The organism is Thioprofundum lithotrophicum, assembly GCF_055387065.1.
The window spans coordinates 390,491-406,264 of sequence record NZ_AP042379.1 but is presented as its reverse complement, the minus strand read 5'-3'; the positions used below and the strand labels follow the sequence as shown (position 1 = coordinate 406,264).

Sequence of the window (15,774 nt, the reverse complement as noted above, 5' to 3'; positions counted from 1 at the left end):
ACTTTCCACCGTAGTTGGGCCAGCATCTGGCACGCCATCGAGGCCGGGAAGCCGTTTCGGGACACGCCGTGAATACGTCCCTGTAGGCTCGACGGCCGCATCCCTGCGGCCGACGGTCCCGAAACGGCTTCCCGGCCTCGATGGCTTTGTGCCTGCAAACAACCGGATTTCACGTAATTCGGAACGGCCCTCCGTCCCAGAGACGTCCCGCCCGCTTTTTCCTCCCTTTCCGCTTGAAACCCGGGGAGTTTTCCCCCATCTCCCCTGCAACAGAAATTCGGGTCCCCGGCGTTTCGGTCCGCTCGCACGGTCCGGCGGCCGGGCCGGACCTGACCCAAATCCAACCTGAAAGGGGACGAAACGACATGCGAATGGACAAACTGACGAGCAAGTTCCAGATGGCGCTGGCCGATGCCCAGAGCCTGGCCGTGGGCCGGGATCACCAGTACATGGAGCCCGTGCACCTGATGGCCGCCCTGCTGGATCAGGAGGGGAGCACCGTCTCCCACCTGTTGACCCAGGCCGGCGTCAACGTGAACCTGCTGCGCTCGCAGCTCGGCGAGGCGCTGGATCACCTGCCCACCCTGGGCCAGCCCACGGGCGAGGTGCATCTTTCCAGCGATCTCAACCGGCTGCTCAATCTTACCGACAAGCTGGCCCAGCAGCGCGGCGACAAGTACATCTCCAGCGAGCTGTTCGTGCTCGCCGCCGTGGAGGACAAGGGTCAGCTCGGTGACATCCTGCGCAAGGCGGGCGCCAGCAAGGGCGCCATCGAGAAGGCCATCGAGAACATCCGCGGCGGCCAGAACGTGCAGGATCCCAACGCCGAGGAACAGCGCCAGGCGCTGGAGAAATACACCATCGATCTCACCGAGCGGGCCGAGCAGGGCAAGCTCGATCCGGTCATCGGCCGTGACGACGAGATCCGCCGGGTGATCCAGATCCTGCAGCGGCGCACCAAGAACAACCCGGTGCTCATCGGCGAGCCCGGCGTGGGCAAGACCGCCATCGTCGAGGGCCTGGCCCAGCGGATCATCAATGCCGAGGTGCCGGAAGGCCTGAAGAACAAGCGGGTGCTCTCGCTCGACATGGGCGCGCTGCTCGCCGGGGCCAAGTTCCGCGGCGAGTTCGAGGAACGCCTGAAGGCCGTGCTCACCGATCTGGCCAAGCAGGAAGGGCAGATCATCCTGTTTATCGACGAGATCCACACCATGGTCGGTGCCGGCAAGGCCGAAGGCGCCATGGACGCCGGCAACATGCTCAAGCCGGCCCTGGCCCGTGGCGAGCTGCACTGCATCGGCGCCACCACCCTGGACGAATACCGCCAGTACATCGAGAAGGACGCCGCCCTGGAGCGGCGCTTCCAGAAGGTGCTGGTGGACGAGCCCACGGTGGAGGACACCATCGCCATCCTGCGCGGCCTGAAGGAGAAGTACGAGGTGCACCACGGCGTGGAGATCACCGATTCGGCGATCATCGCCGCGGCCACCCTGTCGCACCGCTACATCACCGATCGCAAGCTGCCGGACAAGGCCATCGATCTCATCGACGAGGCCGCCTCGCGGATCCGCATGGAGATCGATTCCAAGCCCGAGGCCCTCGACAAGCTCGAGCGCCGGCTCATCCAGCTCAAGATCGAGCGCGAGGCACTGGCCAAGGAAACCGACGAGGCCAGCCGCGAGCGCCTGAAGAAGCTGGAAGAGGAGATCGAGAACCTCGAGCGCGAGTATTCCGAACTCGAGGAGATCTGGAAGTCGGAGAAGGCTGCGGTGCAGGGCACCACCCACATCAAGGAAGAGCTGGAACGGGCCCGTCAGGAGCTGGAGACCGCCCGCCGGGCCGGTGATCTGGCGCGCATGTCCGAGCTGCAGTACGGCAAGATCCCGGAACTGGAGAAGCAGCTCGACATGGCCACCCAGGCCGAGATGCAGGAGACCCGCCTGCTGCGCAACAAGGTCACCGAGGAAGAGATCGCCGAGATCGTTTCCAAGTGGACCGGCATCCCCGTCTCCAAGATGCTCGAGGGCGAGCGCGAGAAGCTGCTGCACATGGAAGCGGGCCTGCACAAGCGCGTGGTCGGCCAGGACGAGGCGGTGCGCGCGGTGGCCGACGCCATCCGCCGCTCCCGCGCCGGGCTGTCGGATCCCAACCGGCCCAACGGCTCGTTCCTGTTCCTCGGCCCCACCGGCGTGGGCAAGACCGAGCTGACCAAGGCCCTGGCCGAATTCCTGTTCGACACGGAAGACGCCATGGTGCGGCTCGACATGTCCGAGTTCATGGAGAAGCACTCGGTGGCCCGCCTGATCGGCGCGCCGCCCGGCTACGTGGGCTACGAGGAGGGCGGCTACCTGACCGAGGCCGTGCGCCGCAAGCCCTACTCGGTGATCCTGCTCGACGAGGTGGAGAAGGCCCATCCGGATGTCTTCAACATCCTCCTGCAGGTGCTCGACGACGGGCGGCTCACCGACGGCCAGGGCCGCACGGTGGACTTCCGCAACACGGTTATCGTGATGACCTCCAACCTCGGTTCGCAGCTCATCCAGGAGATGGCGCACACCGGGGACTACGAGGCCATGAAGACCGCGGTGATGGAAATCGTCGGCCAGCACTTCCGCCCCGAGTTCATCAACCGGGTGGACGAGGTGGTGGTCTTCCATCCGCTGGATCGCGAGGAGATCCGCCGCATCGCCAACATCCAGTTCGAATACCTGCGCCGGCGCCTGGCCGATCGCAACATCGATCTGGTGGTCACCGACGCGGCCCTCGACAAGATCGGCGAAGCCGGTTTCGATCCCGTGTACGGTGCCCGTCCCCTCAAGCGGGCCATCCAGCACGAGATCGAAAACCCGCTGGCCCAGGAGATCCTGGCCGGCAAGTTCCTGCCCGGCGACGTCATCACCGTCGACGTGCAGGGCAGCGAGTTCGTCTTCACCAAGTCGGCGCAGAAGGCCTCCGCGGCCTGAGCCCGACGGCACTCGACGCAAAAACCCCGCCTTGTGGCGGGGTTTTTGCGTTCCGGCCGTCCCCTGGCGCCGGGAAGAAATCCGACAGGCCGGATCGGAATCGTCCTACACGACGTGTCAACAACCGCCGACTGTGCCGGCGGGCCGGATTGGGTACCTTGACTGCCAACAGGGAAGTGGGGGGTAGACAGGGACGTCTCCGTTCGAGGTTCCCCGTGGTGGTGGTCGAGAAGGATTCAGGGACGTGCGCGCAATGCAGGGAACCGGGATGGAGGCCGCCACGGGGAGCACCCCTTTTCCGCCGAGTGGGGGAATTGTTGACCTGCGGGGCCGTCATCAGTATCATCCACGCCCCTATTCCCCGGTAGCTCAGCAGGTAGAGCAGGTGACTGTTAATCACCGGGTCGGCGGTTCGAGCCCGTCCCGGGGAGCCATACACAGATGATTCGCAACCGGCCTCGTGCCGGTTTTTTATTGCACCTTGTTGCCAGGGGCCGGGCTCTCACCGCCGCGGCGGTGGCGGCGGCCCCTCCCTGGGCCGCCCCCTTCGGGCGCGCTGACGCGCGGCCGATTTCGCTCCGGGCGAAATCGTCAAGCCCGTCCCGGGGAGCCATACACAGATGATCCGCAACCGGCCAAGTGCCGGTTTTTTATTGCACCTTGTTGCCAGGGGCCGGGCTCTCACCAGAGCAAGGGCCGAGGGACGAGTGGCGAGGGACGAGGTGGGTAGGAGCGGCGCGAGCCGCGATAGGTCATGGCGGGTGGTTGGGGACGGGCAGTTGGGAAAACCATGCTGTTCCCGGCCACCCGCCACCGCAAGGTCGCGGCTCGCGCCGCTCCTACCGATTTTTCCCTTCCGCCCGATTTGCTCGTTGCCTCCCCTCGCCACTCGTCCCTCGGCCCTCGTCCCTCTCCCTGAGGGGCAGCTCGAAATAGAAGGTGGTGCCCACCGAGCGGTAGGAGAAGAAGCCGATCCGGCCGCCGTGGGCTTCGACGATGGCGCGGGCGATGGACAGGCCGAGGCCAGTGCCGGAGACGGTGCGGCTGTCGGAGGCGTCGTGGCGGGTGAACTTCTCGAACAGGCGGGGGCGGAATTCCGGCGGCACGCCCTCGCCGCGGTCGATCACCGAGACCCGCGCCACGCCGTTGGCGCAGCGGGTGCGGATCCGCACCGTTTCGTTGTCGGGGCCGTACTTGGCGGCGTTGGAGAGCAGGTTGGTCAGGACCTGGATCAGGCGGTTGCGATCGCCGTGGACGGGGATGGAGGCCCGATCCGGGTCGAACTGGCACCGCACCTGGAACTGCTCCAGGTAGCTGCTGTTTTCCTCGATGGCGCGGCGAATCACGCTCACCAGGTCGATGTCCTGCATGTCCAGTTCCAGGTTGCCCGATTCCAGCCGGCGCATGTCCAGCAGATCGTTGACCAGCAGGATCAGCCGGTCGCTGTTCTTGCAGGCGATTTGCAGCATCTCGCGGGTGCGTTCGCCCACGGGGCCGGTGATGCCGTTGGCGATCAGTTCCAGGGCGCCGTGGATGGCGGTCAGCGGCGTGCGCAATTCGTGGCTGACGGTGGAAAGGAACTCGTCGCGGGCGATCTCCGCTTCCTGCCGCAGCCGTTCCTGGCGGCGGAACAGCCACCACATGGCCAGGGTGAAGAGCAGGAAGGGCGTGAACATGAGCAGCGACTGGGCGAGCAGGGCCCCGGAGAAGGCGGCGAACAGACGGGGGCGGGCGAGATCGAACACTTCCCAGCGGGTGCCGGCAACGGGCAGCCGGGCCAGCAGGCGCTGGCGTTCCGCGCCATCGAGGTGGTAGTCGTCCCGGGGGAGGCGATGGCGAGCACCCTGGGCCGTGACCTCGATCAGCGGCGCCGGGCCAGGCAGGATCAGATAGAGGTCGTGATCCGGCCGCTGCACGTTGTCCAGCAGGTTGGCCAGCAGATCCACGGGGAAGCTCACGAACAGGATCTGCGGCTGGCCGTCCACCTCCAGGCGGGCCATGATGTCGAAGTGGTGACGGCCGGGGCCGGGATGAATCCGGGGGCGGTTGGTGTGCCGGCGGGCGTAGGTGACGATGTCCTCTCGGCACAGGGGACCGATCTGCTCACCGAAATCGTCGATGTACAGCCCGCCCCGGGGATCGGCCAGGGTGAAGGCGAAATGATCGGGAAAATATTCCTGCAGTTTGTCGGCCACCCGCCGCTGGAGGCGGGCCGATTCGGGCTCCCGGATCAGCCGCCGCAGCAGGGGAGCCTGTTCCCGGGCGAACAGTTGTACCAGCCGCTTGCGGTTGGCGATGTTGCGGGCCAGTTCGTCGGCCAGCCCCGAAACGGTCTGATGGGCCACGGTGCGATGGTGGCGGTCGAAATCCTCGTAGCGGGCCCAGGCCATCCAGCCCAGCAGGATCGCGAAGAACACCAGCGTGCCGAGCAGGAACAGGGGATAACTGCGCACCCGGGCGCCCCGTTCAGATCTGCAGGCGCAAGGCCCGATCCCGGGCCTTGCGCAGCGCGGTTTCGTCGATCACGCCCTGGTCGCAGAGGCGGCGCAGTTCCTGGAGTTCGATGCTGCGCATCTGGCGCTTGTCGAAGGTGATGGCCTGGCTGGCGGCGAGCACCCGGGTCTTGAGTTCGTCGCGAAAGTGGCGGAATTCGGCCTTGTCGGGCTTGTTGTTGAGCAGGCCGATGAGCGGACAGCCGCCATAACGGCTGCGAAATTCGAGGACGTTGGGCGAGTGGTACAGGAACATCAGCAGGGCGCCCAGCGTCAGGAGGATGAACACCACCATGAACGGCAGCAGCCGGGCCAGGGTCTGGCCGTCGGGGTGCCGCCACAGCCACAGGGCATAGACGAGGGTGGCGGTGCCGAAATAGATCACGGCCAGCAGCCAGGGCCAGGCGATCTGGCGGTGGAACACGGGCCAGGGTTCGAGCAGGCCCATGTTGATGTGATAGCCCGTCTCGCCGAAGACGTTGCGGATCTCCACCTTGACGAACTTGTCGTTGTAGATTTCGAAGCGCCGCACTTCCCCCTTGAAAGGGGATTCCTGCAGGAGCACCCGATTGACGCGCTTGCCGCTCACGGCCAGTCTGTAGTCCCTGTCGAACCGGTAAACGAGGCCCGCATCATAACCCGGAACATGCCCCTGAACACCCCCGCTCATCCGCTGGCGGCGGGCGTCTGTCCGCGGCGGGGGAACTTCGGCCGCCGCGGCAAGTCTGCCTGCCTGTGGGCCCGCCTTCCGTTGCGCCAGGAGAGTGCATCATGCTGATTCGCCGCAAACCCGATCTCACCGAAGCCGATGTCACCGATCCGGCCTGGTATGCCCGGCGGCGGGAATTCCTGCAGGGCACGGCCGCCCTGCTGCTGGCCGCAGGCGGGCTGCGCCCGGCCCGGGCCGGCCACGGTGGCCGGCGACTGGACTTCCGCCCGCGCCCCGATCTGGCGGCGCCGGATGCGCTGACCGACTACACCGACGTGACCACCTACAACAATTTCTACGAATTCGGCACCGACAAGGCCACCCCCGCGGAACTGGCGGGACGGCTCACCACCGATCCCTGGTCGGTCACCATCGACGGCGAAGTGGCCCGGCCCGGCACCTACGCCCTCGAAGATCTCCTCAAGGCCCATCCCCTGGAGGAGCGGATCTACCGGCTGCGCTGCGTGGAGCGCTGGTCCATGGTGATTCCCTGGATCGGTTTTCCGCTGGCGGATCTGATCAAGCGCGTCGAGCCCACCTCGCGGGCGAAATACGTGGCCTTCACCACCCTCTACCGGCCCGGGGAGATGCCGGGCCAGCGCCGCCGGGTGCTCGACTGGCCCTACGTGGAAGGCCTGCGCATGGACGAGGCCATGCATCCGCTGACGATCCTCGCCGTGGGCCTGTATGGCGAAGTCCTGCCCAACCAGAACGGCGCGCCCCTGCGGCTGGTGGTGCCCTGGAAATACGGCTTCAAGAGCATCAAGTCCATCGTGCGCATCCATTTCAGCGAACGGCAGCCGATGACCACCTGGCACAAGGCGGCGCCGCACGAATACGGTTTCTATGCCAACGTCAACCCGGAAGTGGATCATCCCCGCTGGAGCCAGAAGCGGGAACGCCGGATCGGCGAATTCCGCAAGCGCAGGACCCTGCCCTTCAACGGCTATGCCGAACAGGTGGCGCACCTGTACGCCGGCATGGATCTGCGGCGGTTTTTCTGAACGGTTTTGCCGTATGATCCGCCTTCCCGCCCGTGGCGAGCAGCATGCGCCTTTCACGGCGGACTGTTGTGGATACCCGACAGTCGCTTCGTTTGCCGCCTCCCTTTGGCCGAAGGCCGTGGAGGGCGCATCCTGCTCGTCGCCTCGCACCGGATGAGGGATGCCGTGCCGGAGTCGAATCATGCGTTCTGATCGCTTGAGCAGCCTGCGCCTGGTCGTGTTCCTTGCTGCCCTGGCGCCGGCCCTGTGGCTGGGCTGGGCCCTGTTCGCCGATCGCCTGGGCGCCAATCCCTTCGAGGCCCTGACCCGCCGTTCCGGCGAATGGACCCTGCGCTTCCTCCTGCTCACCCTGCTGATGACCCCCCTGCGCGACTGGACCGGTTGGCGCTGGCCGCTGCGGCTGCGGCGGATGCTGGGGCTGTATGCCTTCTTCTACGGCACCCTCCACCTGCTCACCTGGCTGTGGTTCGACCAGTTCTTCGACTGGCCCGCCATCGGCGAGGAAATCGTCAGGCGGCCGTTCATCACCGCCGGAATGGGCGCCATGCTCATCCTGCTGGTCCTGGCGGCCACCTCCACCCGCGGCATGATGCGCCGTCTCGGCCGACGCTGGAAACCGCTGCACCGCGCGGTCTACGTGGCGCTGCTGCTGGCGGTGCTGCATCATTTCTGGCTGGTCAAGGCCGACCTGCTGTGGCCCGGCTTCTATGCGCTGCTGGCCGGCATCCTGCTCGGCCACCGTCTCTGGCGCCGGATCCGGCGCCCGGGCCGCCTGCTGGCGGCAACGGCGGTGTCCCGATCCTGAGGCGGCGGTCCCGGTCACAAAGGCTGCAAAACGCAACGCCTGCGGGCCGCTCGTCCCTTCGCCGGCCCCGGTGATATGGCCGACCGGCGGTTTGTACTATCATGCGGGCAAAATGAACCAACCCGACCGGGCCGGTTGGACGCACCGCCCGAACGCACAATACCCCAGGTGAGGAGGAGTGAATGTCTATCAGCCGCCGTGAATTCATCCAGATCATGGGCATGGCCGCCGCTGCCGGCATGCTGCCCGGTTGCGATACCAAGACCAGCGGGCCGGGTGGCGTCACCACCACCGCCAAGGCCGACAAGAAGGACGCCTACGCCATCCCGCAGTTCGGCAACGTCACCCTGATGCACATGACCGACTGCCATGCCCAGCTCATGCCCATCTACTTCCGCGAGCCGAGCGTGAACCTCGGCCTGGGCCAGGCCGAGGGGCGGCCGCCGCACATCGTGGGCGAGGCGTTTCTCAAGTATTACGGCATCAAGCCCAATTCGCCCGAAGCCTATGCCTTCACCTATCTGAATTTCGTCGAGGCCGCCAAGACCTACGGCAAGGTGGGGGGCTTCGCCCACCTGCGCACGCTGGTCAAGCGCCTGCGCGCCGAGCACGGCCCGGATCGCACCCTGCTGATGGACGGGGGCGACACCTGGCAGGGTTCCGGCACCGCCTACTGGACCCGCGGCAAGGACATGGTCGGCGCCTGCAACCTGCTGGGCGTGGACGTGATGACCGGCCACTGGGAGTTCACCTACACCGATGAGGAGGTGATCTCCAACATCAATGACTTCAAGGGCGACTTCGTGGCCCAGAACATCTTCGTCAGTGACGATGCGGCCTTCGACTACAAGTTCGCCGACTTCCCCGGCTTCGACGAGGACAGCCAGCGGGCCTTCAAGCCCTACGTGATCAAGAACGTCGGCGGCGCCCGCATCGCGGTCATCGGCCAGGCCTTCCCCTACACCCCCATCGCCAACCCGCGACGCTTCATTCCCGACTGGACCTTCGGCATCCGCGACAGCGAGATGCAGTCCATCGTCGACGAGGTGCGTGCCAACGAGAAGCCGGATGCGGTGGTGGTCATCTCCCACAACGGCATGGACGTGGATCTCAAGATGGCCTCGCGGGTCAGCGGCATCGACGTGATCTTCGGCGGCCACACCCACGACGGCGTGCCGCGCCCGGTGGAGGTGAAGAACGCCGGCGGCGTGACCCTGGTGACCAATGCCGGTTCCAACGGCAAGTTCCTGGGCGTGATGCAGCTCGACATCCGCAACGGCAAGGTGCAGGGTTACGACTACAAGCTGCTGCCCGTGTTCTCCAACCTGCTGGAGCCGGATCCGGAGATGTCCGCCTTCATCGAGCAGGTGCGCAAGCCCTACCTCGACAAGCTGCGCGAGGAACTGGCGGTGGCCGACACGCTGCTCTACCGCCGCGGCAACTTCAATGGCACCTTCGACCAGATCATCTGCGACGCCCTGCGCGAGGTGGGCGGCGCCCAGATCTCCCTGTCGCCCGGCTTCCGCTGGGGCACCACCGTGCTGCCGGGCCAGGCCATCACCATGGAGAACGTGCTGGATCAGACCTGCATCACCTATCCCGAGACCTACGTGCGGGAGATGAGCGGGGCCGACATCAAGCTGATCCTCGAAGACGTGGCCGACAACCTGTTCAACAAGGACCCCTACTACCAGCAGGGCGGCGACATGGTGCGCGTGGGCGGCCTGGACTACACCATCGATCCCAACAAGGACATGGGCAGCCGGATCACCGAACTGCGCCTCGACGACGGCACGCCGCTGGAGGCCGACAAGACCTACACCGTGGCCGGCTGGGCCACCGTCGGCTCCAAGGCGCCGGGCAAGCCCATCTGGGAAATCGTGGCCGAGTACCTGCGCGAGGAGAAGGTGGCCAAGGTCAAGAAGCTCAACACGCCGAAGATCGTGGGCGTGGAGGGCAACCCCGGCATCGCCTGAGCGGTCCCGGTCGACGGCTTGCTCCCCACCGTAGGCGCGGCGCCCTCGCCGCGATGAACAGGGCCGAGGAACGAGGGCCGAGTGACGAGGGTGTTCGAAGCCGGAAAATCCATGCCGTTACTCGAACCTCGTCCCTCGCCACTCGTCCCTGCATGGTCGCGGCAAGGGCGCCGCGCCTGCGGCCCTGCATTTGCGCCGGCCGCCAGCTAGAGGTGCGCCCGCACCAGCTGCTCCAGCAGATCGATGTGTTCTTCCCGGGCGTTGAGCGCGGGAATGTAGCGGTAATCCTTTCCCCCGGCCTCGAGGAACAGATCGCGGTTTTCCATGGCGATCTCCTCCAGCGTCTCCAGGCAGTCGGCGGCAAAGCCCGGCGCCACGACGTCTACCGAACGCACGCCCTCGCCGGCCAGGCGGCGCAGGGTCTCGTCCGTATAGGGCTGCAGCCATGCCTCGGGCCCGAAGCGGGACTGGTAGGTCAAGAGCCACTCGTCTTCCCCCAGCCCCAGCCGTTCGGCCACCGCCCGGGCCGTGGCTTCGCACTCCCGCGGATAGGGATCACCGGCCGCGGCATAGCGCTGCGGCAGGCCATGGAAGGAAAACAGCAGCTTCTGCCCCCGCGGCCGCTCCGCCCAGGCCTCGCGGAGGCTGGCGGCCAGGGCGTCGAGATAGGCCGGATGGTGGTGGTAGCGGCTGATGAAGCGCAGTTCCGGCACTTCCCGCCAAGTGGCCAGCACGGCGCTCACCGCGTCGAAGGTGGAGCCGGTGGTGGTGGCCGAATACTGGGGATAGAGCGGCAGCACGATCAGGCGGCCGACGCCCTGGCGGCGCAGGGCCTCGAGCCCGGCGGCCAGGGAAGGGCGGCCATAGCGCATGGCCAGCGCCACCGGAACCGACTCGCCCAGCCGCGCCTGCAGGGCTTCGGCCTGGGCCTGGCCGATGGCCAGCAGGGGCGAGCCTTCCGGAGTCCAGATTCGGCGGTAGGCATGGGCCGCCCGGCGCGGCCGCAGGCGCAGGATGATGCCGTGCAGGATCGGCCACCACAGCCAGCGCGGTCGCTCGACGATGCGCGGATCGGCGAGAAACTCGGCCAGGTAGCGGCGCACGTCGGCCGTCGAGGGCGAGTCCGGCGTCCCGAGATTGGTCAGCAGCACGCCGGCGCGGGCGCCGGCCGGGGTGGAGTGGGCGGTATAGGCGGGCATGGGGCGGCATTATGGCCGAGCCGGGCGCAAACCTGAAGCCGCGCGCCCGCCGGCCGAATGGAGGCAATGTGACCGGCATCACGGCCGGCGGGCGGAAAATCCAGTCTGATCGGGCCGTCTGACACCCAGGCGGGGCGAACAGCCGGAATGTCCGCTCCGGTCCCAAACCCAACATCCAACAGGGAGAGCACCATGAAAACACCCTCCATACTCATCCTGACCGCCCTGGTCACCGCCACGCCGCTGGCACTGGCGGCGCCCCCCGAAGACGGCATGGCCGAACGCGCCGAGACGATGGAGATGCGCGGTGAAATGACCCAGGAACGGGCCGAAGCGATGGAAGAACGCAGCGAGGCCATGAGCGAGTCGGGCGAACGGCTGGAAGAGCGTGCCCGGCAGCATGAGGCCATGGACGAGCCGGGCATGCAGCACGCCGAGCAGGCCGCCGACGGCGAGGCCCATGGCATGGGCATGTCCCGGGGCGAGGTGGCCCGCGCCGCCTTCGCCACCGCCGTGGTGGATCGGGAGCCGGTCGACACGGTGGACAGGCTGCCCGCCGACCGCCAGAAGATCTATTTCTTCACCGAGCTGCGCGGCATGGCGGGCCAGACCGCCACCCATCGCTGGGAGCACAACGGCCAGGTCCAGGCCGAGGTGAAGTTCGATGTGAAGGGGCCGCGCTGGCGGGTCTGGTCGAGCAAGAACCTGCCGCCGGACGCCACCGGCGAATGGAAGGTCTCGGTTATCAACGGCAACGGCGAGGTGATTTCCGAGGAGGTGGTCAACATCACGCCACCGGAGGCGGCCGATCTCGACACCACCGGCACCGTCACCCAGCCCGCGCCCTGAGCCCGCCGTCCGGGCGCCTCGCCGCCCGGACGCTGCCGCCCGTCGTGCCGGGGATGACATTTCCCGCCGGCCTGCTAACGTTAGGAAAGAGTCCCTTTCCTTCCGCAACCGCAGTCAGGAGCCGGTCATGGCCGCCATCGTCGAACCTGTCATCGGGCAGTGGTACCAGGATGCCGAGCAACGGCGTTTCGAAGTCGTGGCGCTCGACGAGGACAGCATCGAGATCCAGTATTTCGACGGCGACGTGGCCGAGCTGGACGGGGAAACCTGGAACCTGATGGGCGTCACTCCCGTCGCCGAGCCCGGCGACGCCACCGGCCCCTACGACGATCTGGACATGGGCGAGCTGGGCTTCGAAACCGACAGCCTGCCCGACGACGAGGACTGGCAGCGACTGCTGGATGAATGAAATCAGGGAAAGGGAGGCTTCTCCCCTGTAGGAGCGGCGCAAGCCGCGATGCGGCGGTGGCGGGTGGCGGGGGACGGGTAGCCGGGAAAACCTGGTGATGTTGCCAGCGACCAGCTATCCGCCAGCCGCTACCGTGTTTTCGCGGCTTGCGCCGCTCCTGCAGAAGGTAGCCGCCGCATCGCGGCGAGGGCGCCGCTCCTGCATTCCTGATTCTCAGCCATCCAGCTTCTTGTATTTGATCCGGTGCGGCTGCACGGCCTCTTCGCCGAGGCGGCGTTTCTTGTCTTCCTCGTAGTCGGCGAAGTTGCCCTCGAACCAGACCACCTGGCTGTCGCCCTCGAAGGCGAGGATATGGGTGGCGATGCGATCCAGGAACCAGCGATCGTGGGAGATGACGATGGCGCAGCCGGCGAACTCGAGCAGGGCTTCTTCCAGGGCGCGCAGGGTTTCCACGTCCAGATCGTTGGTGGGCTCGTCGAGCAGCAGCACGTTGCCGCCCGAGCGCAGCAGCTTGGCCAGGTGCACGCGATTGCGCTCGCCGCCGGACAGGTCGCCCACGTACTTCTGCTGATCCGAGCCCCGGAAGTTGAACCTGCCCACGTAGGCGCGTGAGGGGATCTCGGTGTTGCCCACCACGATGATGTCCTGGCCGTCGGCGATCTCCTCCCACACGGTCTTCTTCGGATCCAGGCTGTCGCGGCTCTGGTCCACGTAGGCCAGCTGCACCGTGGGGCCGATGCGCAGTTCGCCGGCGTCCGGCTGCTCCTGGCCGACGATCATCTTGAACAGGGTGGACTTGCCTGCCCCGTTGGGGCCGATCACGCCCACGATGCCGCCGCGCGGCAGGTTGAAGTTCATGTCTTCCATCAGCAGCCGCTCGCCGAAGCCCTTGCGCACGTGGCTGGCCTCGATCACCAGATCCCCCAGGCGGGGCCCCGGCGGGATGAACAGTTCCTGGGTCTCGTTGCGCTTCTGGCTCGACTGGCTGGCCAGCTCCTCGTAGCGGGCCAGGCGGGCCTTGCTCTTGGCGTGGCGGCCCTTGGGATTGCTGCGCACCCACTCCAGCTCGGCCTTCATGGCCTTGATGCGGGCGTTCTCGGCCTTCTCTTCCATCTCCAGGCGCTTTTCCTTCTGTTCCAGCCAGGAGGAATAGTTGCCTTCCCAGGGGATGCCACGGCCACGGTCGAGCTCCAGGATCCAGCCGGCCACGTTGTCGAGGAAGTAGCGGTCATGGGTCACCGCCACCACGGTGCCGGGATAGTCGTGCAGGAAGCGCTCCAGCCAGGCCACCGACTCGGCGTCCAGGTGGTTGGTGGGCTCGTCCAGCAGGAGCATGTCGGGGCCCGAGAGCAGCAGCTTGCACAGGGCCACCCGACGGCGTTCGCCGCCCGACAGTTTGGTCACGTCGGCGTCCCAGGGCGGCAGGCGCAGGGCCTCGGCGGCGATCTCCAGCTTGCGGTCGAGATTGTGGCCGTCGGTGGCCTGCAGCAGGTTTTCGAGCTTCGCCTGCTCGGCGGCCAAGGCGTCGAAGTCGGCGTCCGGCTCAGCATAGGCGGCGTAGATCTCCTCCAGCCGCGCCTGGGCCGCCTTGATGTGGGCCAGGGCCTCCTCCACGTTGCCGCGCACGTCCTTGTCCGGGTCCAGTTCCGGTTCCTGGGGCAGGTAACCGATGTGGATGCCGGGCTGGGGGCGGGCCTCGCCGTCGAATTCGGTGTCCACCCCGGCCATGATCCGCAGCAGGCTGGACTTGCCCGAGCCGTTGAGGCCGAGCACGCCGATCTTGGCGCCGGGGAAGAAGGAGAGGGAGATGTCCTCGAGAATGGTGCGCTTGGGGGGGACGACCTTGGTCACCCGGTTCATGGTGTAGATGTACTGCGCCATGGAAATACCTGTCACGGTGGAAAAGCGGGCCGGCATTGTACCGGATCGGCTCCCGCTTCCGACAGGGGAGGATTTCCAGCCATTTGAAAAGCCGGGAGATTTTCGCCGGACTCAAGAATCCCGGCATTCGGCCGCTAAAGGATTACACAAATAAAATGTGGGCAGGATCGCCCGGCAAGCGATGAACGTGAGGACCTCCCCAACCACCATTCAGCCAAGAGTGACCCATGAGCACACGATTTCAACCGAGCATCCTGCGCAACATCCTGTTTTCCTTTCTGGCCTTCGGCATCGGCGTCGGGGCCGTCTTTCCGTTCTATGCCCGTTTCTTCGTCGAGTGGAAACCGGGCATGTACGGCTGGTTCGTGGCCGGCTGCCTGCTGGCGGGGGCGGCCATCGGCGTGGTCAACTATCTGCTGCTGCGGCAACTGCTGGTGAAGAAGCTGCAGCGGATCGCCGTGGTCACCCGGGCGATCAGCGACGGCGACATCACCCAGCACTGCGTGATCCGCAGCCGCGACGTGATCGGCGAGATCATCGACAGCTTCAACCAGATGACCGAAAACCTGCGTGAGATCATCGGCCGCCTGCGCAGCGAATCGGACGCCCTGCAGGAAGCCTCCGCCAGCATGGTGTCGGCCACCGACACGGCCCTGGCCCTGACGGCCGAACAACAGCAGCAGGTGGGTCAGGTGGCCACGGCCATGAACGAGCTGTCGGCCTCGGCCGGCGAGGTGGCCCGCCATGCGGCCGAGACCGCCAACGCCACCCAGGAGGCCGACGAGCACGGCAACAAGGCCAAGGTGGTGGTGGTGGAGGCCATGAGCGCGGTGGACGTGCTGGCCGACATGGTCACGGGGGCCGCCGAGGTCATCGGCCGGCTGGAGCAGGAGAGCGAGAACATCGGCAAGGTGCTGGCGGTGATCAACGACATCGCCGAGCAGACCAACCTGCTGGCCCTGAACGCAGCCATCGAGGCGGCCCGGGCCGGCGAACAGGGCCGCGGCTTCGCCGTGGTGGCCGACGAGGTGCGCACCCTGGCCACCCGCACCCAGCAGTCCACGGAGGAGATCAGCGCCATGATCGAGCGCCTGCAGAGCGGCTCCCGCGAGGCGGTCGCGGCCATGGAATCGGGCAGCGAGCAGGCGGCCAGCGGCGTGGCGCTGACCGAGCAGGCGGCCGAGGCACTGGCGATCATCGCCGGGGCCATCACCGCCATCAACGAGATGAGCGAGCAGATCGCCCAGGCCTCCCGGGAACAGACCACGGTGGTGGACGACGTCAACCAGAGCGTGAACACCATCTCCGGCCTGTGTGATCAGACCACCGAGAGCATGGGCCGGATCGACGGCACGGCCCGCGAGCTGGCACGCCTGGCCGACGAAATGCAGACCCTCATCGCCCGTTTCCGCACGGCCTGAGCGGGATTTTCCTTCCTTCCCGGCCGGCGGATCGCCTCCGCCGGCCTTGAATTCCGCCTCCCCCGG

10 protein-coding genes, 1 tRNA gene and 1 pseudogene are annotated in these 15,774 nt (G+C 66.7%); 8 read left to right on the top strand and 4 right to left on the bottom strand.

The window, feature by feature from the left end:
* Positions 1-365 precede the first annotated feature (365 nt).
* Together clpB and ACZ5BH_RS01825 are read left to right on the top strand one after the other, a co-directional pair.
* A complete protein-coding gene (clpB, locus tag ACZ5BH_RS01830; RefSeq protein ID WP_464890218.1) occupies positions 366-2,963 on the top strand; it encodes an ATP-dependent chaperone ClpB in 2,598 nt (865 codons plus the stop codon).
* Positions 2,964-3,321: 358 nt separating this feature from the next.
* Positions 3,322-3,397: transfer RNA gene (locus ACZ5BH_RS01825), tRNA-Asn, on the top strand.
* A gap of 405 nt (positions 3,398-3,802) precedes the next feature.
* Here ACZ5BH_RS01825 and ACZ5BH_RS01820 read toward each other — a convergent pair.
* Complete coding sequence (locus ACZ5BH_RS01820; protein WP_464890217.1) at positions 3,803-5,416, bottom strand: sensor histidine kinase; 1,614 nt, start codon at positions 5,414-5,416, stop codon at positions 3,803-3,805.
* Positions 5,417-5,429: 13 nt separating this feature from the next.
* Entirely contained in the window at positions 5,430-6,044 is a 615-nt protein-coding gene (locus ACZ5BH_RS01815; RefSeq protein WP_464890216.1) for a hypothetical protein, read from the bottom strand.
* A 182-nt stretch (positions 6,045-6,226) separates the two neighbouring features.
* On the opposite strand from ACZ5BH_RS01815, the gene msrP reads away from it, so the two are divergent.
* From msrP to soxB, 3 genes are all read left to right on the top strand, one after another.
* Positions 6,227-7,168: a protein-methionine-sulfoxide reductase catalytic subunit MsrP gene (gene msrP / locus ACZ5BH_RS01810; RefSeq protein ID WP_464890215.1), complete on the top strand. Its 942-nt coding sequence runs from the start codon at positions 6,227-6,229 to the stop codon at positions 7,166-7,168.
* A gap of 181 nt (positions 7,169-7,349) precedes the next feature.
* Positions 7,350-7,973, top strand: a complete 624-nt coding sequence (locus tag ACZ5BH_RS01805) for a protein-methionine-sulfoxide reductase heme-binding subunit MsrQ (protein ID WP_464890214.1) — start codon at positions 7,350-7,352, stop codon at positions 7,971-7,973.
* 182 nt (positions 7,974-8,155) lie between these two features.
* Positions 8,156-9,949 (top strand): thiosulfohydrolase SoxB, encoded by a 1,794-nt coding sequence (gene soxB, locus ACZ5BH_RS01800; protein WP_464890213.1) that lies wholly within the window; start codon positions 8,156-8,158, stop codon positions 9,947-9,949.
* Between the two features lie 209 nt (positions 9,950-10,158).
* On the opposite strand, the pseudogene hemH reads toward soxB, so the two are convergent.
* A pseudogene (gene hemH / locus ACZ5BH_RS01795) lies at positions 10,159-11,148 on the bottom strand (ferrochelatase); the annotation flags it as partial.
* 192 nt (positions 11,149-11,340) lie between these two features.
* Between hemH and ACZ5BH_RS01790 the strand changes: the two are divergent.
* Together ACZ5BH_RS01790 and ACZ5BH_RS01785 are read left to right on the top strand one after the other, a co-directional pair.
* On the top strand, positions 11,341-11,997 hold the full coding sequence (locus ACZ5BH_RS01790) for a DUF2914 domain-containing protein (protein WP_464890212.1): 657 nt from the start codon (positions 11,341-11,343) through the stop codon (positions 11,995-11,997).
* 127 nt (positions 11,998-12,124) lie between these two features.
* Entirely contained in the window at positions 12,125-12,406 is a 282-nt protein-coding gene (locus ACZ5BH_RS01785; RefSeq protein ID WP_464890211.1) for a DUF6763 family protein, read from the top strand.
* A 213-nt stretch (positions 12,407-12,619) separates the two neighbouring features.
* Here the strand turns inward: ACZ5BH_RS01785 and ettA are convergent, their stop codons facing one another.
* On the bottom strand, positions 12,620-14,287 hold the full coding sequence (gene ettA, locus ACZ5BH_RS01780) for an energy-dependent translational throttle protein EttA (RefSeq protein ID WP_464890210.1): 1,668 nt from the start codon (positions 14,285-14,287) through the stop codon (positions 12,620-12,622).
* Between the two features lie 227 nt (positions 14,288-14,514).
* Here ettA and ACZ5BH_RS01775 point away from each other — a divergent pair, with 227 nt between their 5' ends.
* Positions 14,515-15,708, top strand: a complete 1,194-nt coding sequence (locus tag ACZ5BH_RS01775; RefSeq protein ID WP_464890209.1) for a methyl-accepting chemotaxis protein — start codon at positions 14,515-14,517, stop codon at positions 15,706-15,708.
* Positions 15,709-15,774 lie beyond the last annotated feature (66 nt).